This window comes from Lacibacter sp. H375 (genome assembly GCF_037892425.1).
Classification (GTDB): Bacteria; Bacteroidota; Bacteroidia; order Chitinophagales; family Chitinophagaceae; genus Lacibacter.
On record NZ_JBBKTT010000001.1, the window covers coordinates 2,092,433 to 2,115,920 of the forward strand.

19 protein-coding genes are annotated in these 23,488 nt (G+C 40.8%); 7 read left to right on the forward strand and 12 right to left on the reverse strand.

Annotated features, from left to right (window positions below; translation table 11 throughout):
- Positions 1 to 68: 68 nt before the first annotated feature.
- From sucD to atpG, 9 genes are all read right to left on the reverse strand, one after another.
- The gene (gene sucD, locus WG954_RS09150) at positions 69 to 941 is read right to left on the reverse strand and encodes a succinate--CoA ligase subunit alpha (RefSeq protein WP_340435719.1); all 873 of its coding nucleotides are present in this window, start codon (positions 939 to 941) and stop codon (positions 69 to 71) included.
- 236 nt (positions 942 to 1,177) lie between these two features.
- Positions 1,178 to 1,588: a hypothetical protein gene (locus WG954_RS09155; protein ID WP_340435721.1), complete on the reverse strand. Its 411-nt coding sequence runs from the start codon at positions 1,586 to 1,588 to the stop codon at positions 1,178 to 1,180.
- 134 nt (positions 1,589 to 1,722) lie between these two features.
- Complete coding sequence (locus tag WG954_RS09160) at positions 1,723 to 2,556, reverse strand: DUF4198 domain-containing protein (protein WP_340435724.1); 834 nt, start codon at positions 2,554 to 2,556, stop codon at positions 1,723 to 1,725.
- A gap of 52 nt (positions 2,557 to 2,608) precedes the next feature.
- On the reverse strand, positions 2,609 to 3,418 hold the full coding sequence (locus tag WG954_RS09165) for an ABC transporter ATP-binding protein (protein WP_340435726.1): 810 nt from the start codon (positions 3,416 to 3,418) through the stop codon (positions 2,609 to 2,611).
- Between the two features lie 3 nt (positions 3,419 to 3,421).
- Entirely contained in the window at positions 3,422 to 4,159 is a 738-nt protein-coding gene (locus WG954_RS09170) for an MlaE family ABC transporter permease (protein ID WP_340435729.1), read from the reverse strand.
- Positions 4,160 to 4,329: 170 nt separating this feature from the next.
- A complete protein-coding gene (locus tag WG954_RS09175) occupies positions 4,330 to 6,675 on the reverse strand; it encodes an NADP-dependent malic enzyme (protein ID WP_340435731.1) in 2,346 nt (781 codons plus the stop codon).
- 130 nt (positions 6,676 to 6,805) lie between these two features.
- Positions 6,806 to 8,014 (reverse strand): diaminopimelate decarboxylase, encoded by a 1,209-nt coding sequence (lysA, locus tag WG954_RS09180; protein ID WP_340435732.1) that lies wholly within the window; start codon positions 8,012 to 8,014, stop codon positions 6,806 to 6,808.
- Between the two features lie 144 nt (positions 8,015 to 8,158).
- Positions 8,159 to 9,076: an SMC-Scp complex subunit ScpB gene (gene scpB / locus WG954_RS09185; protein ID WP_340435734.1), complete on the reverse strand. Its 918-nt coding sequence runs from the start codon at positions 9,074 to 9,076 to the stop codon at positions 8,159 to 8,161.
- A gap of 94 nt (positions 9,077 to 9,170) precedes the next feature.
- Complete coding sequence (atpG, locus tag WG954_RS09190; protein ID WP_340435736.1) at positions 9,171 to 10,058, reverse strand: ATP synthase F1 subunit gamma; 888 nt, start codon at positions 10,056 to 10,058, stop codon at positions 9,171 to 9,173.
- 250 nt (positions 10,059 to 10,308) lie between these two features.
- Here atpG and WG954_RS09195 point away from each other — a divergent pair, with 250 nt between their 5' ends.
- Complete coding sequence (locus tag WG954_RS09195) at positions 10,309 to 11,049, forward strand: DUF3667 domain-containing protein (protein WP_340435738.1); 741 nt, start codon at positions 10,309 to 10,311, stop codon at positions 11,047 to 11,049.
- A gap of 45 nt (positions 11,050 to 11,094) precedes the next feature.
- Here the strand turns inward: WG954_RS09195 and WG954_RS09200 are convergent, their stop codons facing one another.
- A complete protein-coding gene (locus tag WG954_RS09200; RefSeq protein WP_340435739.1) occupies positions 11,095 to 13,935 on the reverse strand; it encodes an outer membrane beta-barrel protein in 2,841 nt (946 codons plus the stop codon).
- Between the two features lie 407 nt (positions 13,936 to 14,342).
- On the opposite strand from WG954_RS09200, the gene secA reads away from it, so the two are divergent.
- From secA to WG954_RS09220, 4 genes are all read left to right on the forward strand, one after another.
- A complete protein-coding gene (secA, locus tag WG954_RS09205) occupies positions 14,343 to 17,672 on the forward strand; it encodes a preprotein translocase subunit SecA (RefSeq protein ID WP_340435741.1) in 3,330 nt (1,109 codons plus the stop codon).
- Between the two features lie 78 nt (positions 17,673 to 17,750).
- Positions 17,751 to 18,410: a deoxyribose-phosphate aldolase gene (gene deoC / locus WG954_RS09210; protein ID WP_340435743.1), complete on the forward strand. Its 660-nt coding sequence runs from the start codon at positions 17,751 to 17,753 to the stop codon at positions 18,408 to 18,410.
- 1 nt (position 18,411) lies between these two features.
- Complete coding sequence (locus WG954_RS09215) at positions 18,412 to 18,858, forward strand: SPOR domain-containing protein (RefSeq protein ID WP_340435744.1); 447 nt, start codon at positions 18,412 to 18,414, stop codon at positions 18,856 to 18,858.
- 96 nt (positions 18,859 to 18,954) lie between these two features.
- A complete protein-coding gene (locus tag WG954_RS09220; protein WP_340435746.1) occupies positions 18,955 to 20,136 on the forward strand; it encodes a M20 metallopeptidase family protein in 1,182 nt (393 codons plus the stop codon).
- Between the two features lie 17 nt (positions 20,137 to 20,153).
- Here WG954_RS09220 and WG954_RS09225 read toward each other — a convergent pair whose 3' ends face one another.
- Both WG954_RS09225 and WG954_RS09230 read right to left on the reverse strand, forming a co-directional pair.
- Entirely contained in the window at positions 20,154 to 20,618 is a 465-nt protein-coding gene (locus WG954_RS09225; RefSeq protein WP_340435748.1) for a hypothetical protein, read from the reverse strand.
- 19 nt (positions 20,619 to 20,637) lie between these two features.
- Entirely contained in the window at positions 20,638 to 21,174 is a 537-nt protein-coding gene (locus WG954_RS09230) for a hypothetical protein (RefSeq protein ID WP_340435749.1), read from the reverse strand.
- Between the two features lie 96 nt (positions 21,175 to 21,270).
- Between WG954_RS09230 and WG954_RS09235 the strand changes: the two genes are divergently transcribed.
- Entirely contained in the window at positions 21,271 to 22,896 is a 1,626-nt protein-coding gene (locus WG954_RS09235) for a C1 family peptidase (RefSeq protein WP_340435751.1), read from the forward strand.
- Positions 22,897 to 22,912: 16 nt separating this feature from the next.
- Positions 22,913 to 23,431 (forward strand): DUF4442 domain-containing protein, encoded by a 519-nt coding sequence (locus tag WG954_RS09240; protein WP_340438910.1) that lies wholly within the window; start codon positions 22,913 to 22,915, stop codon positions 23,429 to 23,431.
- The last annotated feature ends 57 nt before the right edge of the window (positions 23,432 to 23,488 follow it).

Below are 23,488 nucleotides of genomic sequence, written 5' to 3' on the forward strand. Positions count from 1 at the left end.
GAACAAATGCAATAGACGGCATAAAAAAAGGGAAGCAATTGCTTCCCTTTACTATAAAATGTAATATATTATTTCTTCAACACCTCTGCCATTGTTTTACCAATATCAGCAGGGCTTGCTACTACATGTATACCACACTCAGTCATGATCTGCATTTTTGCAGCAGCAGTATCTTCTGCACCACCAATGATAGCACCAGCATGTCCCATACGACGACCGGGAGGCGCAGTTTGTCCGGCAATAAAACCAACCACAGGCTTCTTTGCATTTTCTTTATACCAACGTGCAGCCTCAGCTTCCATGCCACCACCAATTTCACCAATCATAACTACTGCATCTGTATTATCATCGTTCATAAATAATTCCAATGCTTCTTTGGTAGTAGTGCCAATGATAGGATCACCACCAATACCCACCGCCGTACTAACACCCAAGCCGGCTTTTGCTACCTGGTCAGCTGCTTCGTAAGTAAGCGTTCCACTTTTCGATACAATACCAATACGACCGGGAATAAATACAAAGCCTGGCATGATACCTACTTTACATTCGCAAGCTGTAATTACGCCGGGACAATTTGGCCCGATCAAACGAGTATTTGTTCCAACTAAATAGTTTTTTGCTTTCACCATATCCTGCACCGGAATACCTTCGGTGATACACACCACCAGTTCAATTCCTGCATTCGCAGCTTCCATAATTGCATCAGCAGCAAATGCCGGTGGTACAAAAATGATACTCACATTCGCACCAGCTTTTTGTACAGCTTCTTCAACCGTGTTAAACACAGGACGATCGAGATGTGTTGTGCCACCTTTACCAGGTGTAACGCCACCAACCAGATTAGTACCGTATTCAATCATTTGCGTTGCATGGAAAGTACCTTCTGTTCCGGTAAAACCCTGCACAATTACTTTCGAGTTTTTATTAACGAGGATGCTCATGTGAAAACTTTATTAGGCCGCAAAGATAGGGGATGATGCTTTAGGATTTTGGAATTAACCGCTAAGAATTGGGGCTTTTTACAGCTGACAAAAACGAACAATTGTTCCGATACCGACGATGAATGTCTGCATCGAGACCGCAAGTGTCTCGACTTTACGCTGTACCTCCTTTTCACTACGATGCCGCTTCAATCCGGCAGCCCGTCCACTTATTCAACATCAGCAACACTCTTCAATTATTTACCGCTTTTATATTTCAGGAAAAAAATAGTAAAGCCATATGTAGTTGTTGGGCCAATCGTTACTTGGTTGGTTGATAAACTACCATTCAGTATCGAATCAGTTCTTGTTATAGTATTGATTGTTTGGGGCTGCTGTTGGACTGCAAAGTCAAGAAACAAAACAGCATCAGCTCCAACTTCTTTGGCTTTTTTTAGTGATTTACGCTGCATTGCTTCTTCATAGCGGCGATTGAACTGGCTTGGTTTTACAAAACCACGGCCAATTACATCGTATGACTTGTGAATACTTTTCTCACTTACATATACATCGGTTGTTGTTACCGGTGTTCCTTTGTTTCCGATATAACTGATCTTTGTTGCACATGAAGTAAAAAGTAATAGGATTGCTGAGTATAGTTTTAGCATAAGCAAAGTGTTTCCTTTTTCACTTCATACATTATGCCATTGGTTTATATGCTAGCGTAAATGCTTGTTAAAATAAATCTGACGGGATGTTTTAGATACTTGATCATTGGGATTTGGACGTTGGATTTTCAATTTTATCTTGCCATAATCGTACTCTTATTCTTTCCTGTATAACCCCAGGTTAAACTTCCCCAATAGCTTTGCCATTGAGCTTTTGGATCATTGAGAAGGCGAATCATTACAACACAGCTCAGCATCCATTCACCGGTTGTGCTAACAGGAAAACTGATCTCTCCTTTTGCATTACTCATAAATGATGTGTCTCTTACTTTGCCCAACAGTTTATGCCATGTACGGATCTTGGTGTTTGCTAATGCCTCACCTCTAAACAAAACTTTTACTTTTAATGTGTCGCCATTGTTTAGTTTGTATGGGTGGGAGAGAGGAATTATATCAACAGGTAATGCTGTTTGTTTTTTATACACTTCGGTCTTAAGCGCACCTATCTGCATAATAGTTTTTACAGAACGTTGATAAAAGTCACGACCCAGAGAATCTGTTTCATTGTTTTGCTTGCGATAATCAATAGCCGATTGTAAACCATCGTCTGATAAGTATACATTAAATCTTTCTGCTTCCAGTTCAATAAATGAGTTGATGTTATTGAAAGTAACTACTGCGGTTCCTTCTTCGTGTATAGAAAATTGCAGTGAATCGCCTTCCTCATCACTTACCGCATCGCTCATATCATCAACAATGTCGGCGTAGTATAATTTCAGCTCACTTATTTTTTCATGGCTGCCTTTCCAGTTCTCACCGGTAAACGATTCACCTACTCTGAAACGGATATTGATCTCATCGGTTCGTGAAAAAATATATTGCTGGGGTTCCAGCCAAAATTCGTGGGCAAGTGCGGGAAGTATAAGAAGTAAAATAAGTAAATAAGTAAGCTTGTATTTTAACCTCATATTATTCAATTAAAAAAGCTGTATTATTTCTCTGCTGCCGTGAGCTGCCTGTTTACTTCAACAGGTTGTCCATATTCCTGTCGTCACTGATCTTTCCTTTTGCTTCAAGCATACGCATGTCTTTGGCATCCTGCAAAAAGTCGGAAGCAAAAATGAATTGATTCAGTTCTTCATTCTTACTGAAGATGATGTCTTTATTTGTGCCTTCCCATTCTTTATGACCCTGGTGCATGAAAATGATCTTATCGCCAATTTCCATTACACTGTTCATGTCGTGTGTATTCACCACCGTGGTCATTCCATATTCGGTGGTGATTTCTTTGATCAACTTATCAATCACTAAGGATGTTTTGGGATCAAGACCTGAGTTCGGTTCATCACAAAACAAAAACTTTGGATTTAATACAATGGCTCGTGCAATACCTACCCGTTTTTTCATACCACCGCTTATCTCTGCCGGGAATTTATTATTGGCGCCCTCAAGGTTTACCCTTGCCAGCACTTCATTTACTTTATCGTGTTTTTGTTTGAGGTTTAGTTTGGTAAACATGTCTAAGGGGAAACGCACATTCTGTTCTACCGTCATTGAATCAAATAAGGCAGAACCCTGGAAGAGCATACCAATCTGCTGACGCAACATTTTTCTTCCTTCTTCATTCATGCTGGTAATGCTTTCACCATCATACAATACTTCGCCGCTGTCAGGTTCAAACAAACCAACCAGGCATTTCATCAACACCGTTTTTCCACTACCACTTGCACCAATAATGAGATTACATTTACCTGTTTCTAAAGAAGCAGATACATTATCGATCACCGTGCGGCCATCGAATCCTTTATGTATGTTCTTGATCTCAATCATGTGTTATAATAATAATGCAGCGAGTGCATAGTCGGCCAATAAAATTAAAATACAACTTACAATCACTGATTTGGTACTTGCACGACCAATCTCCAATGAACCTCCCTGCACATGGTAACCATAATAAGCAGGAATACTTGAAATAATGAACGCATAAGTATAAGTTTTACTCATCGCAAATATGACGTTGTAGGGAATAAAATCTTCAAGCAAACCATCATTGTAAATTTCCGGAGGAAGAATACCTGATAAAGAGCCCGCCATTTTACCGCCCCAGATACCTAACACTGCAGCAAGCACAACCAAACATGGAACAACAATTAACGCTGCAACAATTTTTGGTAAGATGAGATAGGTTTTTGTATTGATGCCCATGATCTCCAGCGCATCGATCTGTTCGCTGATGCGCATATTACCCAACTCTGATGCAATGCGTGAACCAACCACACCTGCCAGCACCACACAAATAAGCGTTGGCGCCAATTCAAGAATGATATTGTCACGCACAATAATGGCGATCACTGTTTTTGGAATAAGAGGAGTGATGAGCTGGTAAGCTGTTTGCACGGTTGTTACCGCACCAAGAAAAATGGAGATGATGACAACAATCCCAACAGAACGTATACCGATCTCATTGCATTGGTGCATCAATTCTTTCCAGTAAAGACGCATATTCTCCGGCCTGGAAAACATGCCCTTGATCATTAACAGGTAGCGGCCGAAGTGTGTGAAGAAATCCATAGTTTAATATCAATGTTCAAGAGGACTAATTATAAGCATTGAAGATACAATTCAAAATGCAAATCTCAAGTTCAGGCCTGTAAAGTAACCTAAACTTGAGATTTGACAATTATTATCAGCAATAATTGGCTAATTCTTATATCACTCACTATTCATACTCAGCTTCACATTTAAATCTCATGGCTCACTTTGCGAAACCTCTTCCACCAAGTTGATTTTTTTACCGCTTCCTCTGTATTGCTTTTGGTTTTCATTTGCGCATCAACCACAGAGATCAACACCATGTTGAAAATAGAACGTACGGAACTACCCAGTTGCAAAATGTGTACAGGCTTTTTCAAACCAAGTAATATTGGCCCGATGGCATCCGCTTCGCCCACTTCCTGTAAAAGGTTGTAAGCAATGTTGCCACTTGCAAGGTTAGGGAAGATCAACACATTCGGTTCGCCATTCACCAATTCGCTGAATGGGTAATTTTCTTTCAATATCTCTTTGTTGAACGCAACAAGCGGTTGCACTTCACCATCGCACACCAGGTTTGGTTCACGCTCTTTCACAATTTCTCTTGCTCTTGCCACGATCTTTGCTTCATTACTTTCACTGCTGCCAAAGTTTGAATAGCTGAGCATGGCGACACGTGGCGTAATACCAAACGATCTTACTTCTTTTGCAACAAGTTGGGTAATGTCGGCCAGTTCATCGGCACGTGGATTAAAATTCACCGTAGCATCTGCAAGGAACAATGGTCCACGTTTGGTGAGCATGATATACATACCGGCGATCTTGCGAACATCTTCATCTTTACCAATGATCTGCAATGCAGGACGAATAGTGTCAGAATATTTACGACTCAATCCGCTGATCATTGCATCGGCTTCACCGGTTTCCACCATCATACAACCAAAGTGTGTACGTTCTTTCATTGCTTTGGCAGCTTCGTAACGGTTCAATCCTTTGCGTTGACGCTTCTTGAAAAACTGGTCGCCAAATTTCGAGCGGAATTCTTCCATCTCCTTGCTCTTTGGATCAAGTACAGGAATACCTTCCAGTTCAATTCCATTTATTTCAGCGATGTCGTTGATGTTTTTTACATCACCCAATAAGATGGGGTAAGCCACACCTTCTTCATAAGCAAGTTGTGCAGCTTTCAACACTTTTACATTTTCTGCATCAGCAAACACCACACGCTTCGGATCTTTTCTTGCTTTGCTGCCAATCGCACGCATCAACTGGTTATCGATACCCAAACGGTGATTCAATATGTTCTCGTACTCATCCCAATTGGTAATAGGATGTTGTGCAACGCCACTTTCCATTGCTGCTTTTGCAACAGCAGGTGCCACGTAACTTAATAAACGTGGATCGAGTGGTTTAGGAATAATATAGCTGGGACCAAACGAAATGTTGGTTTCGTTATAAGCCATATTTACAATATCAGGAACCGGCGTTTTTGCTAACTCAGCTAATGCTTTAACCGCCGCCAGTTTCATTTCTTCATTGATGGTTGTTGCACGAACATCCAATGCACCACGGAAAATATAAGGGAAGCCCAATACATTGTTGATCTGGTTAGGATAATCGCTTCGTCCTGTTCCCATGATCACATCTTTTCTCGTTTCAGTTGCATCTTCGTATGTGATCTCCGGATCAGGGTTGGCCATGGCAAAAACGATGGGGTTCTTCGCCATGCTTTTTACCATCTCTTTCGATACGGTATTCCCTTTACTTAAACCAATGAACACATCTGCATTCTTCATGCCTTCATCAAGCGTCATTGGTTTGCTTTTGATCACAAACAATTGCTTCTGTTCATCAAGATCAGTTCTTCCATCATGGATCAAACCTTTACTATCGAACACTTTGATGTTTTCTTTCTTTGCACCAAGTGCAACATATAATTTGATACAGGAAATAGCGGCTGCACCTGCGCCGTTTACAACGATCTGTACTTTATCGATTTTCTTTTTCTGTAATTCCAATGCATTCAACAATGCAGCAGCGCTGATGATGGCTGTACCATGTTGATCGTCGTGCATCAACGGAATTTTCATTTCCTCTTTCAAACGCTGTTCAATATAAAAGCATTCTGGAGATTTGATGTCCTCGAGGTTGATACCACCAAAGGTTGGTTCAAGTGCTTTTACAATTTGTACAAACTTCTCCGGATCTTTTTCGTTGATCTCAATATCGAAAACATCAATATCAGCAAAGATCTTGAAGAGTACTCCTTTTCCTTCCATCACCGGTTTGCCTGCTTCGGGACCAATATCACCAAGGCCAAGTACTGCAGTACCATTACTAATCACTGCCACCAAGTTTCCTTTGGCGGTGTATTTGTAAACATCCTCAGGATTATTAAAAATTTCCATGCAGGGCACCGCAACACCAGGCGAGTATGCTAATGATAAGTCACGCTGTGTTTTGGCTTCTTTTGTAGGAATTACTTCGATTTTTCCCGGTCTTCCTTTAGCATGATATTCCAATGCCTGTTGCCGGCGTAGTTCTTCTTTGTTCATACGTATTAATTAATCAAACAATCGGTTTAGCCTCGCTAAGGGCGGCAAGGTACGAAAAGAATGAAAAGTGGATTTTCTGCTTGAAAACTCACACTTTGATTAGAAAATTGTGGATGAGGATATAAATAAATTAAGCAGGAATATTCTTCAACAGATCTTCAAAGCTTTCCCGCTTACGGATCAATATTGCTTCATCATCTTTCACCATTACTTCTGCCGGGCGATAACGTGAATTATAATTACTGCTCATTTCATACCCATACGCACCAGCATTATGGAAACAAAGCAGATCTCCTTCTTTTATTTCAGGTAATAAACGATCACTCGCAAACGTATCTGTTTCGCAGATATAACCGGTTATCATGTATTTTTTTTCTTCGCCTGTTGGGTTTGATAAATTTGTTACGTGATGATAAGCATCATACATCATTGGCCGAATCAAATGGTTTAATCCCGTGTTCACGCCTGCAATGATGGTATCGCCATTTTGTTTCAGCACATTTACTTTAGCTAATAAATAACCACATTCACTCACTAAAAATTTCCCCGGCTCAAACCAAATCTGTAATTTTTTATTATTCGCTAGAGGATGTGCATCAAATGCCTGTTTTAATTTTTGCCCGATCGATTCAACATCTGCTGTTTTTTCTCCGGGTATGTAAGGCACTTTAAAACCACCACCAAGATCAATTACCTCCAGTTCAGGAAAATGAGGAATGAGATCGAACAACACTTCAATCCCTTTTACAAATACATCAGCATCTTTTATTTCACTTCCTGTGTGGATGTGTAATGTGCGGATGAAAATATTATTTGCTTTTACAATGGCTTCCAGTTCGCCTATCTGCTCAACCGGAATACCAAACTTGCTTTTATTATGGCCTGTTGAAATTTTTATATTCCCACCCGCCATAATATTTGGACGAAGCCTTACACCAACTGGATAACTATGTCCGTACTTCTTGCCGAATTTTTCAAGGTTCGATAAGCTATCAATGTTCACATGCACACCTGCTTCTACAGCTTCTTCAATTTCTGCAAAAGAAATGCCGTTGCTGGTGTACAATACATTTTCAGGCGCCACGCCTGCGTGTAACGCCAACTTTACTTCGTTGATGCTGCTGCAATCGATATTACAACCAAGGCTGTTGAGGTAACGGACAATATGAATATTCGTTAACGCCTTTGACGCATAAAAGATGCGTGTATCTAAAACAGAAAAAGCCTGTACCAATGTTTCGTATTGCTGTTTTATTTTTTCTGCATGGTAAACATAAACGGGCGTACCATATGTAGATGCGATCTGTTGTAACAGTTGAGTTGGGATAGAAGGAGTCATGTGTCGATGTTGCTGAGCTGCGAATTTAGTTGAAAAACCAATCGTTCATTACGAATCATGAGTAAAGTCCCGGGATGTTATGAACGACTAGTTGTAAGTTATTTGTAAATGAAAAACCCCCGTTTTAGCGGGGGCTTTCTATAGTTAGTCTTTTTTCTCTTCTTCATCTTGTTCTTCTTCCACATCACTTTCTTCAGTTTCTTCGTCTTCCTGCTGATCTGCTTCATCTGCCTCTTCTATAGCTTCTATAGCTTCTACATCTGTTTGTTCTTCCTCTTCTTCCTGTTGAGCAGATTCTTCTTCAACAATTTCTTCTTCGGTCACTTCTTCTGTAACAGTAAGCTCTTCAACAACGTCTTCTTCCTGTAGTTCTTCTTCAACACTGTTGAGAGGTTGTTCCAACAACTCACCATCTTCTGTTACAACGAGTGCTTCATTTGAAGATAGTTCCTGTTCTTCTTCACCGGCAACATTCAATGTATCGCTTTGTACTCCTGTTGGATCAATAATATCCGTTGAGATAACTTCTTTGATCTTTGGAAGATCTTCAGGTGAGTTAATACCAAAATAATCCATGAAGGAACGTGATGTACCGTATACCAAGGGATGGCCCGGCATTTTTTCATTACGTCCAAGTATAACGATCAATTCTTTTTCTAATAATTTCTGAACAGCATAATCGCAGCTCACACCACGAATGGCTTCCATTTCACCTTTGGTGATGGGTTGTTTGTACGCAATAATGGAAAGTGTTTCCAATGCTGCAGTACTCAAACGCTTCAGGAATTTATCACCATTGATCTGCGCAACAGTTTTGTGATATTCTCTTTTGGTGAGGAACTGCCAGCCACCACCACTCTCTCTCACTTCAAACGGATAAAACTCAGCGGTATATTTTTCTTTGATGGCTGCAATCGCTGCTTCAGTCTGGTCGAGATTTGCACGGTCTTCAATAAAACCCAATGCACTATTCACAAGGTCGCAAAGCTCCAATGTGGTAAGCGGACGTTCAGCTGCAAAGATCAGCGCTTCAATATGCGGGATGATAACACTAAGTTCCATTCGTAATTTGAAAAATTTGAAGATTTGAGAATTTGAAAATTAAACAAAAACTCAAATCTGTGAGTGCCTTTGTTCCCTTTCAGGGGTCAAGGGCTTAACTATTCAATGCTGCTGCACCACTTACGATCTCTGTCAATTCAGTTGTAATGGCCGCCTGGCGTGCACGGTTATAGCTGATGCGGAGTGAGCGCAATAATTCGTTAGCGTTGTCACTTGCCTTATCCATCGCCGTCATACGTGCACCATGCTCCGATGCATTTGCATCAAGCACTGCTTTGAATAATTGTGTATTGAGGATCTTCGGCATTAACTCTGTAACGAGTTCTTCTTTGCCTGGTTCGAAGATGAAATCAGATTTTGTTTTAGCAGCACCTTCTTTGTTCACTACTTTAGGAATAGGGAGGAAGCGCTCCAGTTTAAACTGCTGTGTAGCTGCGTTTTTAAACTGACTGTACACCAGTTCTACCACATCAAACTCACCTTTTACAAACGCATCCATTGCAGAAGCAGAAGCCTGCTGTACATTTTCGAAAGTAAGGTGGAGAAAAATATCTTTATAGGTGTCGCTGGTTTTGTAACCGTTACGCAACATCGCTTCGAAACCTTTTTTACCTATGCCCCAAACTTGTACATTTCCTTTTTGCTGTTGATCGGCATATTGCTCAGCAATTGTTTGGCGTGCAAGTTTTACCAGGTTGGCATTGTAACCACCGCACAAACCACGATCGCTGGTGATAAGGATAATCAGCACTTTATTTACCGGACGCTCGGCTGCCAGTTTCATGTTTACACTACCATCGCTGTTGCTCACAATATTGCTCAGCATATCCTGCAGTTTCTGTGCGTAAGGGCGCATCTGGATGATGGCATCCTGTGCTTTACGGAGTTTGGCTGCACTAACCATTTTCATGGCTTTGGTGATCTGCTGGGTGCTTTGTACACTTTTGATCCTGTTACGTACCTCTTTTAATTGTCCGGGCATGTGGTTGAACGTTTAACGTTTAAAAGTTGAATGTTAAGGTTACATCGCATCAGAACAGTAGCTTTTTCACTAGAAACCTTAAACTTTGAACTGAAATTTCAGGCCGCAAAGGTAATGGAAACAGGGTTACAAGTGCAAGCCCACACCGAAATTGTGGAAAAGCTGAACTTGTTTTTTCGAGGCGGGTCCTGTGGGCGTTTTTCAGGGCGAATGAAGCTATTTTATTATTTTCACCACAGCCAAACCAACTATGCAATCAACCAACTGCTTAAACTGCGGTTCTGCATTAGAACCATCGCAACGTTTCTGTCCTCAATGCGGACAAAAAGCCGACACGCACAGGCTCAACTTCAACCATATCTGGCACGACCTGGTGCATGCATTTACACATGCTGATAAGGGGATTTTTTCGCTTATCTGGCAGTTGACTTTCAAGCCTGGTATCGTTGCAAGGGAATTTGTAGAAGGTAAGCGAAAGAAATATTTCAATCCGTTTACGTTTGTGATCCTGGTGGTGGGTTTTGCTTCGGTGGTGCTGATCAGCTCAGGGTTTACCAATTTCGGCGCTAATGCAAGGATGCCTCCAAACCCTATTTCTCCATTTCTTAATAAACACGTGAACCTCATCATCTTTCTGAATATACCATTGCTGGCTTTGTTTAACCGTTTGCTCTTCCGCAGGGCTAACACAAATTATTCGGAGAACCTGGTATTGGCAGCATTTACATCGGGCGAACGTTCGATCTTTTTCAGTTTACTCATTGCACCTGTGTGGGTACTTTTTCACCCGCCGTTTTATGCTTTCCTGGTTTTTTATCTCTTTTGCTGGAGTTGTTATTATGGCTGGGCCTGTTCACAATTTTATACGGGGAAGAAAGCGGTTTCTTTTTTTAAGGGTTTGCTTTCAACTTTACTTACCCAGGTTGTGACCACGATGATAGTAACCGGACTTTACGCTATCTACTTTTATTTTTTTTATAAAAGGCATTAAAAAAGCAGCTCAACGGAGCTGCTTTTGTGCTTATTGCTGAATTACTTATAAGTTGTCGTTATTCATCATCATGGTTCTTTCTCCGCCCATACGACGCATATTGTTTTGTTGTTGCGGCTGTTGGGTTCCTTTAAATTTATTGAGGCGATAAGTAAAGCTCAACATGAAATACTGTGTAAGTCTGTTTGTTCTTGTATCAGTGATATAGTTGCTGTTGATACTTCGGTTAACGTTGGTATTCTGTTTCAGAACATCAAAACCTGCCAGGCGTATAACACCATTCTTGTTTTTAAATATTTCCTTTTCCAATGATGCATTCAACAAAGCAATATTTTGCTGAACACCAGCAGACAATCCCTGGTTCAACAGGTAATCGAAGTCCCAACGGAAAATAAAGCCTGCACCCAAATCAAAACGGGCATCACTGCTAAGTGTCCATGTACTTTGACGTGTAATTGACTGACCTGCATCTCTGAAGTCTGCATAGTTCAGGTTATACCTTACACCTGTAACTAACTCCAGCCATGGAATGTTGAATTCGAAATTTGCACCTTGGGTATATAACCAGTTTTTACCAATACTACGCTCACCATCAACAAGACTGATGTTGTTATTATAATTCACCATTGTATTGGTGCTGATCACATACTTCCTGTTATTAAAAGGCTTGGCATAAGTAGTAAACATGTTTACATTGTAATAACCATTTACGTTTTCAGGTCTTGTTAACTGTGCGCCGGTTAATTTACCATTGGGGTCTTTGAAACGGATCACATTGTTTACGATCTGATCTTCAACAAAGTTGAATCCTAAGTTCACTAAGAATATGCGACCTGAACTGAAGTTGAAATTATTAAAGTTGGTATTGAAGTTATGACTGTTAGATGGGCGGAGCAAAGGATTACCTTCTGTGAGATATTGTGGATTGCTCTGATCTCTTACAGGTTGTAACTGTTCGAAATTTGGTTGCCTTGCACTACCGTTATAATTAAAGTTGAGCGATTTTGTACGGGTGAAATTATACGTAAAACGTGCAACAGGAAACCAGTTGAAATTTGTGATTGGCTTGTATGCACTGTCCTTGCTGATGCTGTAACCTTTTAATACAACCGGTTGTAAAATAACACCGATCGCATAGTTATATTTCTTCTTAACGGTACGCACGCTGGCGCCAATGCGATTGTAATCAAAATTGTTTTCGTAAGCGTTACTTAAGGAATCTATGAGCGTATAATTGGTGTTACCGGGAAGCTGAATATAATTCTGACGGTCATTACTTCCGAAGTTTTTGTTATAGTTATAACTCAGGTCAAGGAAACGATCAACAGCAATGGGCTCGGTGTAAGTTGCACGCAGGTTGATGTTTTGTGTGCGGTTATCCTGCAGAATATTTTGCTTGAGCGTTGAATCTTTCGTTCCGTTCGTTAAATAAAATACCGACTCATTGTTTGTAAACTGATCGCTTTCGTTTGATGAGAAATTCAAATCACTATTAAACGAGAAGTTGCGGCCACGTTTTTTAAAGCGGTGGTTGTATAATAAATTACTTCTGAAGTTAGGACGATCACTTAATGAAGTGTTGAGGTTAGTACCATCTTGCAAAGGCGAGCCGTCGTTATTAATATCAAAAATACTTTCAGAGCGGTTATTCGATTCCGTGAGCGTAAAGCTTGGACTGAATTTTATATAATTAAACGAATCGATCCACAGTTCAAGGTTACCGAACGCACGGTGAGTACCATTCTTATTTAAGGAACCCTGGTCTGTATTTGTAAAGATCGATCCAGACCCTGATCTGCCGATATTTTGTTGGGCTGTAAATTGTTCAATGGTTGTAGCTCTGTGCGAATAGGTATAGCTACCATAAAATGAATTGCGTTTTCCAAAATCGTTACGATAGTTCAGGCCAATTGAATTCAACTTGGTAATACCGTTTTGATTTCCACCACCACTATTACCACCGCCTCCGCCTCCAAAAGTCATACCGCCACGGCCACCGCCTCCTCCGCCCCCCATGTTTCCGCCACCACTGTTTCCATCCTGTTGAAAAGTAGAAGTGTTTACGTTGTTGCTATTGGCAATAAGGGAAAGCTGCTTGCTGTTGTTGAACCTGTTTACGGTAATGGCACCCGTATACCGGTCGTTTGTTCCGTAACCAGCTTGTGCCCGGCCAAACATTCCTTTGTTCTTATCTTTTTTCAGTTGAAGGTTAATTACTTTTTCAGGCTCGCCATCTCGAATACCTGATACGGTTGATTGATCACCATAATCATCAATTACCTGCACTTTATCGATCATGTCAGCAGGTATTTCTTTAGTGGCTGTTTTTGGATCTCCTGAAAAGAAGTCCTTGCCATTTACTTTTACACGTGTTACTTGTTTGCCTTGTGCGGTTACATTGCCTTCTCTGTCTACCTGCACACCAGGCAACTTCTTCAACAACTCTTCAGTAGTTGCGTTTGGCTTGGTTTGAAACGCACCTGCACGGTACTCAACCGTATCCTCTTTCATAGTCACCGCCGGAGCTTCAATCACAATTTCTTTCAGATCGAGGTAAGAATTTACCAGCACCAGTTCGCCCAGGTCAATATTCGATACGCCGGCAGAGGGTTTAAAGAATTCTTTGATCATTGGTTTATAGCCCGTATAGCTAATAACAATGGAATAAGCTGAAGTAGGAATTTTGGTGAAGCTGAATTCACCCTTAGCATTGGTGGAGGTTCTTGATGTATCGTAAGGGAAACTTTTTTCAACCAGCTTAACAGTGGCCTTGTCGAGGCCTCTTGAACCCGTTGAATCGGTTACTTTTCCGGTGATACCGGTTGTTTGAGATTTTACAGATACGGATGTTGAGATGATAAGGAGAATGAGTAATAATTTCTTCATAAACGTGTTTAAGATGCGAAATACGAAAATTTTCGTCAATAATTTATTTTTCAAACTGTTAAATAATAGACGTCAATGCCTGAAAAAGTTTGCTCTTGGTTGAGTAATCAGTATAAAAGGCAAATCTACAGTTTCGGTGGAGGCGGCTATCCGTGCTGGTGGGTAAACTGATTTTTGCAGGGTTTATTGTGAATTGCTTAACCCTTGTTCAGGTTTGTAAACAGATGGTTTCTATTGCTTTCAGCCTTATTCAAAATTTAACCGGGCCCATCGCACTCAACAGTTAATCATTACCTTTGTCGCCCTGTAAAAGGATGCTTCTGTCAAATTGGCTTTGTTTCAAACTTTGCATTGTATTTGACACAAGGAAGCTTTAATCAAAATAATTGACTTATTAATCTATACATATGTTAGGATTCCTATCGAAACTGTTTGGTGGCAGCAAGAGCGAGAAAGATGTACAAAAGCTTTCGCCTATCGTTGAAAAAATCAACCAGTACTTCCAGCAATATCAAAGCTTAACCAATGATGAACTCCGTAATAAAACACAGGAATTCAGACAGCGTATTAAATCGCATCTTCAAAGCATTGATGACGAGATCGCTTCACTAACTGTAAAAGCGGATGCTTTTACCGAAGATCAGATCCAGGAAAAAGATGCTACTTACCAGGAAATAGATAAACTGCGGAAGGAAAGAGATAAAAAAATCGAAGAAGTTCTTGAAGAAATTCATCCGGAAGCTTTTGCGGTAGTGAAAGAAGCAGCTCGCCGTTTCACGAATAATGAAGAATTAAAGGCCACAGCTACACAACTAGATAAAGATCTTGTTGTGAAACGTCCTCACATGCGTATTGAAGGCGACCAGGTGTTTTACAAAAAATCATGGTTGGCCGGTGGATCGGAAGTAACCTGGAACATGGTGCATTACGATGTACAGTTAATAGGCGGTAGCGTGTTGCACCAGGGAAAAATTGCCGAGATGGCTACCGGTGAGGGTAAAACGCTTGTATCAACCTTACCTGCTTACTTAAATGCATTGCCCGGTGAAGGTGTGCATCTCGTAACGGTGAACGATTACCTGGCCCGCAGGGATAGTGAGTGGAACGGAACTTTGTTTGAATTTTTGGGATTAACTGTTGATTGTATTGATAAACATCAACCCAATAGTGAAGACCGTCGCAAGGCTTACATGGCCGATATCGTATACGGAACCAATAATGAATTTGGTTTCGATTATCTACGTGATAACATGGTGGTGAATACTACAGAGAAAGTACAACGCAAGTTGCATTTTGCGATGGTGGATGAGGTGGATAGTATCTTGATTGATGAAGCCCGTACACCATTGATCATTGCAGGTCCTGTTGGAACCGGCAGCAACGAACAGCAGTTCCACAATATGAAACCACGTATTGAAAAACTGGTGGACGCACAAAAACGTTTGGTGCAACAATATTTAAATGAAGCAAAAAAATCCATATCAGAAGGTGATGATGATCCAAAGAGTGGTGGTCTTGCATTGATGCGTGCATGGAGAGGTTTGCCTAAGTATGGTCCGTTGATCAAATACTTAAGTGAGCCCGGTATTAAAGTAAAACTGCAGAAAGCAGAAAACTATTACCTCGCTGATCAGCAAAAAGAAATGCCGAAGGTGGATGAAGGTTTGCTGTTTCATATTGATGAGAAAAGTAACTCCGTTGATTTGACTGATAAGGGTTTGAGCATGATCACCAAAGACAATGAAGATCCTAACTTCTTTGTATTGCCCGATATCAGTACTTCACTTGCAACGTTAGATAGAAGTGATCTTGTTGCCGAAGAGAAGTTACGTCAGAAAGAAGTTTTCTTAAATGAATATTCAGCAAAAGCAGATCGTATTCATACAATCCTGCAAATGTTGAAAGCATATAGCTTGTTTGAAAAAGATGTGGAGTATGTTGTGTTGGATGGACAAGTGAAGATCGTAGATGAACAAACAGGTCGTATTCTTGATGGCCGTCGTTACAGCGATGGTTTACACCAGGCGATTGAAGCGAAAGAGAATGTACACATCGAAGCTGCTACACAAACCTATGCTACCATCACACTGCAGAACTACTTCCGTATGTATCACAAACTTTGTGGTATGACAGGTACTGCGGAAACAGAAGCAGGTGAGTTCTGGGATATTTATAAATTGGATGTTGTAAAAATTCCTACCAACCTCAATATGATCCGTGATGACAAGCAGGATCTCGTTTACAAAACCAAGCGTGAAAAATACAAAGCAGTTATTGAAGAAATTGAAGCGATTCGTGCAGTTGGTCGTCCCGTACTGGTTGGTACAACATCGGTTGAGGTAAGTGAATTGTTGAGCAAGATGCTGCAGGTGAAAAAAATTCCGCACAATGTATTGAACGCAAAACAACATGCCCGTGAAGCGCAGGTTGTTGCTGAAGCTGGTTTGCCAAGTGCAGTAACAATTGCGACAAACATGGCCGGTCGTGGTACCGATATTAAACTCGGAGCTGGTGTGAAAGAAGCAGGTGGTTTAGCTATTCTTGGTACAGAACGTCATGATAGCCGTCGTGTCGATCGCCAGTTACGTGGTCGTGCCGGTCGCCAGGGCGATCCGGGTTCATCACAGTTTTATGTGTCGCTTGAAGATGATTTGATGCGTATGTTCGGTAGTGATCGTATTGCCGGCATGATGGATAAACTTGGTTATAAAGAAGGTGAAGTGATCCAGCACAGCATGATCACCAAATCAATTGAACGTGCACAAAAGAAAGTAGAAGAAAACAACTTTGGTATACGTAAGCGTTTGCTTGAATATGATGATGTGATGAACAAACAACGTGGTGCAGTGTACACCCGTCGTAACCATGCATTGAGTGGCGAACGTTTAACACTTGATACCGATAACGCATTTTATTCTGTTGCTGATGGATTGATCGCTTCGTTCAAAGAACAAAATGATCATGAAGGATTCAAGACGGCTTGTATCATCAACTTTGGTATCGATACGCAGATCACAGCAGAACAACTTGATAAAGCAGACAGCAACACTTTGGCAGAAGCATTGTATGTGGAAGCAAAGACAGCTTACCTGCGTAAGAGTGATCTGTTGAAGAAAGATGCATTGCCGGTGTTCCAGAATATTAAAGCAACACAAGGTTCGCATATTGAAAATGTATTTGTTCCGTTCAGTGACGGTAAACGTGGTTTGCAGGTGTTAACGCCAATGAACAAAACCATCGAATCACAGGGTGCTGAATTAGTAAGTGCTTTGGAACGTACCGCAACCCTCGCTTTCATTGATGAAGCATGGAAAGAACATCTTCGTGCAATGGATGATCTGCGAACTTCAGTTCAAAACGCAACTTACGAGCAGAAAGATCCGTTAGTGATCTATAAGGTGGAAGCATATACCTTGTTTGAGCAATTGAACAGTGAGATCAATAAGAATATCGTTTCCTTCCTTGCACATGCAGGTTTACCAGTTGAAGAAAATACAGCCGGACAAATTCGTGAAGGCCGTCAACAGAAAACTGATATGAGCAAGATGCGCCAACGCAAAGAAGATATGGTAGCTGCAGGCGGCGGTTCTGAACTGATGGAAACACCGGATTATTATGATCCATCAGAAAATGTAAAACAGGAACCAATTATTGCCGGACCGAAAATCGGACGTAACGATCCTTGTCCTTGCGGCAGCGGTAAGAAATACAAACAATGTCACGGTAAAGATTTATAAGAGAAAACCTCCTTCGGGAGGTTTTTTTTGCTGATCGCTGTTTCCTTTTTTCTACTCATAAAAAAATACATTTGCGCCATGAACATTGCTTCATATATCGACCATACAGTTCTAAAACCAACAACACTCATCAGTGATATTGAACAACTCTGCACCGAAGCAACCCTGTATAATTTTGCAGCGGTTTGCGTGCCTCCGCCTTTTTCTCGTTTTGCAAAAGGACTGGTTGGCGGCTCAAGTGTAAAGACAGCAACGGTCATTGGTTTTCCATTTGGTTATTCGGCCATTGAAGCAAAGGTGACTGAAACCCTGTTGTCGATCGTTGATGGGGTTGACGAAATTGATATGGTGGCAAATATCTCTGCTATTAAAAACGGCGACTGGAACTTTGTAAAACATGAAGGGGAAACCATCATCCCCATGGCACATAAAAAAGAAAAGCACATCAAGATCATTATTGAAAGTGGAGTGTTGACTGATGATGAGATCATACGCTGCTGCGAAATTTATGCAGAACTTGGCGCAGATTTTGTAAAAACCTCTACCGGTTACGCAGAAAATGGCGCTACATTGGAAGCCGTGCAACTGATGCGGAAGCATTTACCGTCTAACATTAAAATAAAGGCTTCAGGTGGTATTCGTAATTATGTTTTTGCCAAACAATTGATCGAAGCAGGTGCCGACAGATTGGGTTGCAGTGCCAGCGTTGCCATCGTAAAAGAAAGTTTGAACCAGTAATATGAAAAAGATCATCCTGTTTTGTTTCGTTATAAGTTTTGTTTCAATCAGCAAGGCGCAGACTGTTGTTGATACGGTTGGAAGTAATGTATTTGTCGTGAAAGACAGTCGTTTGGATCTGTTAGTGAAAAAGAAAGCTGAGATCAACAAAAAAGCGGCCGATGCCAAAAAGCCCAGCAAAGGTTATCGGATCCAGGTGTTGAACACTACCGACCGTAACCAGGCTTTAGCAACAAAATCAAGATTATTGACGCTCTACCCTGAACAGAAAACATACCTCATGTACCAGGCACCATATTTCAAAATACGCATTGGCAACTTTGTTGAAAAGAGTGAAGCCGATGATCTGAAAAAAGAACTGGCCCGTATGTTTCCTACCGGTGTATTTGTAATTCCCAGCGAAATTGAATACAAAGCTCCTCCTGAAAAAGAAGAAAATAGCAAGTAATTCCTTTCGGTTTGTAGGAAGTGAATCTTTCAAATAACCTTAAGCTGTCATCAATAAAGCCTGCAACGTTGCAGGTTTTTGTACTTTTGCGCATCTATGTTAAAAGATCAGATACAAGCCCTCGCCAAACAGTATAAAGATGAGTTTATTGCGGTGCGTCATCATCTGCATGCAAATCCTGAACTCAGTTACAAAGAATTTGAAACATCAAAGTTCGTACAAGCAAAACTCAAAGAGCTTGGTATTCCGTTTACAGTAATGGCCGAAACAGGCGTAGTTGGTTTGATCGAAGGGAAAAATCCTTCAGCAAAAGTGATTGCATTGCGTGCTGATATGGATGCATTGCCGATACTGGAAGAGAATGATGTGCCATATAAATCAAAAGTTGCGGGTGTTATGCATGCTTGCGGACATGATGTGCATACAACCTGTTTACTCGGCGCTGCAAAAATTCTTAATGAATTAAAAGCCGAGTGGGAAGGAACCGTAAAACTCATCTTTCAACCCGGTGAAGAAAAAAATCCTGGTGGTGCAAGTATCATGATCAAAGAAGGTGTATTAGAAAATCCAAAACCACAATGCATTTTTGGTTTGCATGTGCATCCGGGTTTGCAATTAGGTCAACTTAGTTTCCGTGGCGGTAAAGTAATGGCAAGTGCTGATGAATTGTATATGACAGTAAAAGGGAAAGGTGGTCATGCCGCTTCGCCGCATTTATCTGTTGATCCGATTTTAATTGCTTCACATTTGGTAGTGAGTTTGCAGCAGATCATCAGCCGTAACCGAAATCCGCACAATCCATCTGTGTTGTCGATCACAGCGTTCAATGCAGGTACAACCACTAACGTTATTCCTAACGAAGTAAAGTTGATGGGTACATTCCGTGCGATGGATGAAGCCTGGCGTTTTGAAGCACATGAGTTGATTCGTCGTAATGCAACACAATTGGTACAGAGCATGGGCGGTGAACTTGATCTGCATATTGATGTTGGTTATCCAACTGTTTATAATAATGAAGCACTCAACGAAAAAGCAAAAGCAAAAGCTGCCGAATTATTAGGAGCTGCACATGTGGAAGAAACGGAATTACGCATGGGTGCAGAAGATTTTGGTTATTACTCGCAGGTAATTCCTGGTTGTTTCTTTCGACTTGGTGTTATGAATAAAGAAAGAGGAATCAGTAGCGGTGTGCATACTCCAACTTTTAATATTGATGAAAATGCAATTGAAATTGGCATGGCGATGATGGCTTGGCTGGGAAGTACAATAGAATTGTAGAAGGAAATTACAATATTTCAACTCTTTGGGATAGGCTCCAAAAGAATTGATTCAATGTTATCCTTGAAAGTAAAATCAATAAATGTGATTTTGTTATCAGAAATGTTGTTTAAAAGAGTGAATTTTAAGATAAGCTCATTTTTTTCATGTTCCGTTGAGTCAAGGATGTAGTAATTTATTATAAACTCGGTAGTTTGATTGCCTGAATCGAAAATAGAGCGCATCTCTTTTAAAGATCGCTGTTCATTAACCGCATTCTTAATTTGTTTCGATGCTAAAGAGATTTTGTAAATAAAATCTTCTTTTCCATAAATCAAAAAGCAATAGTTGGTATCAATCAATCGAAATACATTCCCTGTGTCATTGCTCTTAATGGCATTGATAGCTTGCTTTACAAATGCTTTTTTAGAATTAGAGGTTTTTTGCTCATTGCAGCCTATAATCAAAAATGCTGATACGAAAATTAGAAGAAGTAGCTTCATAAGTTGCAAATTCTGTAAATTAATTTGGTATATACTCCTTCGGTATCAACAGATCTTTGTTTTCTGTTTGCCAGAACACAGTCAGTATCCACCAACGTTTCCCGTCATTGTATAATTGAATGCTGTTAATGCCACGCATAAATGGTTCAACATCTGTTGCTGTTCTTCTTGCTTCATAGGTACTGAAGCAATGTGCAATATGTCCGTACACTTCCTGTTTACGATTGATTTCTTTTTCAAAGAACCCATTTTTTTCAATTACTGGTCCGCTTTGTGTTATATAGTCTTCAACAGTTAGCACCCGCTTTACCACTTCGCCTGTTGGGCGTACAGCGGTTGCTACTAATTTTCCTTCTGGCAAAAACAAACTGCGCATGCGGTTCCAGTTTCGAGGTTCGCCGGCCGGCCCGCTGATAACATTGTATAATGAGGCAATAATTGCATCAATCGTTTCTACATCTTTTGTTTGAGCAATAACTGTATCGGCTTTTGTTTGTGCATTTAATGAGAAAGTCATCAATAGCAGGCAAGAAACGAGTACAATAAATTTCGGCATGATTATTTTCTTGTAAGATAAGATGCATTGCTTGCAGATGCATTTCCGTTCTTCAAAAATTGCATTACATTTAATCAACATTAAAAACACTTAGCGATGCCCATAAGAATGACAGATGACCCGCAGGATCAAAGCAATAATAGTGGTGGAGGTGGATTTCCCGGTGGCGGAGGAAGAGGTGGTGGCGGCGGAGGTTTACTCAGCTTGTTGCCATTGCTTTTAAGTTTGTTTGGCCGTGGTGGCGGTGGCGGTAAAGGAAAAGGATTATTGTTGCTTCTTGCCATTGGTATAGGTGCATACTTTTTATTAGGTCGTGGTGGCTGCAACCTAAGCAGCATAAGCGATATTGCCGGAGGTCTTACAACAGGTGGCTTTTTAGATCCGCAACAATTTGAAAAAGCAGAGATCTACGAACCCCTGGCTGATGATGATACAAAAAATCCTTTGCCGGAATCTGCCAATCTCCAAAAATTTTGTCCCACACCCCAGAACCAGGGTTCCCAAGGTAGTTGTGTTGCCTGGAGCAGTGCATTTGCAGCGCATACCATCTTAGAATCATCACGTACAGGTAAACAACCAAACGAAGTGGTGTTCTCTCCTTCGTTCATGTATAATCAAATTGGTTTGGAAGGTTGCCAGGGTTCATACATCATCCGTGCAATGGAGTTTATGACAAAACGTGGCGATGTGCCGTACGATCAGTTTCCTTATACCGATCAGGATTGCCAACGTCAACCCGATAATAGTTTGCAGCAACAGGCAGCTCAGTATCGTATGCGTGGTTTCAACCGTTTGAGTTTAGGCGATCGTAATGATGCTGTTGATTTGCGTGCAATCCGGGAAAATCTTTCACAAGGTGCACCTGTTGTTATTGGTATGATGGTGGGACAAAGTTTTATGCAGCCCATGATGGGAAAAGATGTGTGGATACCTGAGTCAGGAGATAGAAGTATGATGGGCTTTGGTGGTCATGCAATGTGTGTGGTTGGGTATGATGATAAGAAATACGGCGGTTCTTTTTTGATCATGAACAGTTGGGGACAAGAGTGGGGCACCAATGGTTTTGCATGGGTACGGTATGGAGATTTTCAAACCTATGTTCGTGAAGCGTATGGGGTAAATCCAATGCACGCAGGGAATGAAAACGTGCAAAAGTTTGCGTGTGAGGTAGGATTGGTTAGTGTGAAGTACGAAGGACAGAAAACAGTTGCTGGTGATTATATTGCTTTACGAAATATTGGAGGCAACCGTTTCGAAACAACAGCACCTGTTCGCCCCGGTGATAAATTTAAAATGGAGTTGAAGAATACAACTGAATGTTATGTGTATGTATTCGGTAAAGAAGTAGATGGCACAAGCTATACCTTGTTTCCTTATCCAAGAGCTGACGATGCAACAAAAACGAAATATTCTCCTTTCTGCGGCATCACAGGTGTGCGCTTATTTCCAAAAGATAAAAGTATGACACCTGATAGTATTGGCGTGGGCGGCAGAGATGTAATTGCGGTAGTGATAAGTAAAAAAGAATTGGATTGGTATCAGTTAAATCAACAGCTCAGTGCCAATCCTTCAAGTGATTTTGGCAGCAGGTTGAACAGTGCATTAAGATCATCACTCATTCGTAATGTGCGTTATTCAGCAACAGGTAATGGAACCATGCGTTTTGATGTAACGGGAGATGCCAATAACGTAGTAGCTTGTATTGTTGAAATAACAAAATAAAAATGCAGTGAGTCATATGCTATCGGTGTTTGACTCACTGCAATTACATATGAAAGAATCAGCCACCCAGTTTATAAAGCAAATAACACATCCCATCAAAGGAAAGTTGTTTCTGTTGCTGAAGCTGCCTTCTGCTTTTTTCAGCGGCGTAAGAATTCAATCAGTTACAGAAGAAAGGTGTGTGGTAACGGTGCCGTACAAGTGGTTTTCACAAAATCCATTTCGCTCAACTTACTTTGCGTGTTTGGCAATGGCTGCAGAAATGACAACCGGTGTGTTGGGATTAATGCAGATCACCGGTAGAAAGCCAGAAGTGTCAATGCTGGTTGTTAATATTGAAGGAAATTTTTTCAAGAAGGCAACTGATGTTACAAGTTTTGTATGTGAAGACGGAAAGCAGATGGAGCAATTAGTTGATGAGGCCATTGCTACAGGTGAAGGAAAAAGTATGAAGGCAAAATCAACCGGACGTAACAAAGCTGGTGAGATTGTTGCAGAGTTCTATATTACATGGTCCTTTAAAGCAAAGGCATAAAAAATAATGGAGAACTTTTGAGAATGAAACAATTTTCAAATTCTTCAATTTTCAAAT

Bases quoted from the DNA above. Each gene is read 5' to 3' on its own strand.
- sucD (WP_340435719.1), bottom strand. From the start codon at position 941: ATGAGCATCCTCGTTAATAAAAACTCGAAAGTAATTGTGCAGGGTTTT.
- WG954_RS09155 (WP_340435721.1), bottom strand. From the start codon at position 1,588: ATGCTAAAACTATACTCAGCAATCCTATTACTTTTTACTTCATGTGCA.
- WG954_RS09160 (WP_340435724.1), bottom strand. From the start codon at position 2,556: ATGAGGTTAAAATACAAGCTTACTTATTTACTTATTTTACTTCTTATA.
- WG954_RS09165 (WP_340435726.1), bottom strand. From the start codon at position 3,418: ATGATTGAGATCAAGAACATACATAAAGGATTCGATGGCCGCACGGTG.
- WG954_RS09170 (WP_340435729.1), bottom strand. From the start codon at position 4,159: ATGGATTTCTTCACACACTTCGGCCGCTACCTGTTAATGATCAAGGGC.
- WG954_RS09175 (WP_340435731.1), bottom strand. From the start codon at position 6,675: ATGAACAAAGAAGAACTACGCCGGCAACAGGCATTGGAATATCATGCT.
- lysA (WP_340435732.1), bottom strand. From the start codon at position 8,014: ATGACTCCTTCTATCCCAACTCAACTGTTACAACAGATCGCATCTACA.
- scpB (WP_340435734.1), bottom strand. From the start codon at position 9,076: ATGGAACTTAGTGTTATCATCCCGCATATTGAAGCGCTGATCTTTGCA.
- atpG (WP_340435736.1), bottom strand. From the start codon at position 10,058: ATGCCCGGACAATTAAAAGAGGTACGTAACAGGATCAAAAGTGTACAA.
- WG954_RS09195 (WP_340435738.1), top strand. From the start codon at position 10,309: ATGCAATCAACCAACTGCTTAAACTGCGGTTCTGCATTAGAACCATCG.
- WG954_RS09200 (WP_340435739.1), bottom strand. From the start codon at position 13,935: ATGAAGAAATTATTACTCATTCTCCTTATCATCTCAACATCCGTATCT.
- secA (WP_340435741.1), top strand. From the start codon at position 14,343: ATGTTAGGATTCCTATCGAAACTGTTTGGTGGCAGCAAGAGCGAGAAA.
- deoC (WP_340435743.1), top strand. From the start codon at position 17,751: ATGAACATTGCTTCATATATCGACCATACAGTTCTAAAACCAACAACA.
- WG954_RS09215 (WP_340435744.1), top strand. From the start codon at position 18,412: ATGAAAAAGATCATCCTGTTTTGTTTCGTTATAAGTTTTGTTTCAATC.
- WG954_RS09220 (WP_340435746.1), top strand. From the start codon at position 18,955: ATGTTAAAAGATCAGATACAAGCCCTCGCCAAACAGTATAAAGATGAG.
- WG954_RS09225 (WP_340435748.1), bottom strand. From the start codon at position 20,618: ATGAAGCTACTTCTTCTAATTTTCGTATCAGCATTTTTGATTATAGGC.
- WG954_RS09230 (WP_340435749.1), bottom strand. From the start codon at position 21,174: ATGCCGAAATTTATTGTACTCGTTTCTTGCCTGCTATTGATGACTTTC.
- WG954_RS09235 (WP_340435751.1), top strand. From the start codon at position 21,271: ATGCCCATAAGAATGACAGATGACCCGCAGGATCAAAGCAATAATAGT.
- WG954_RS09240 (WP_340438910.1), top strand. From the start codon at position 22,913: ATGCTATCGGTGTTTGACTCACTGCAATTACATATGAAAGAATCAGCC.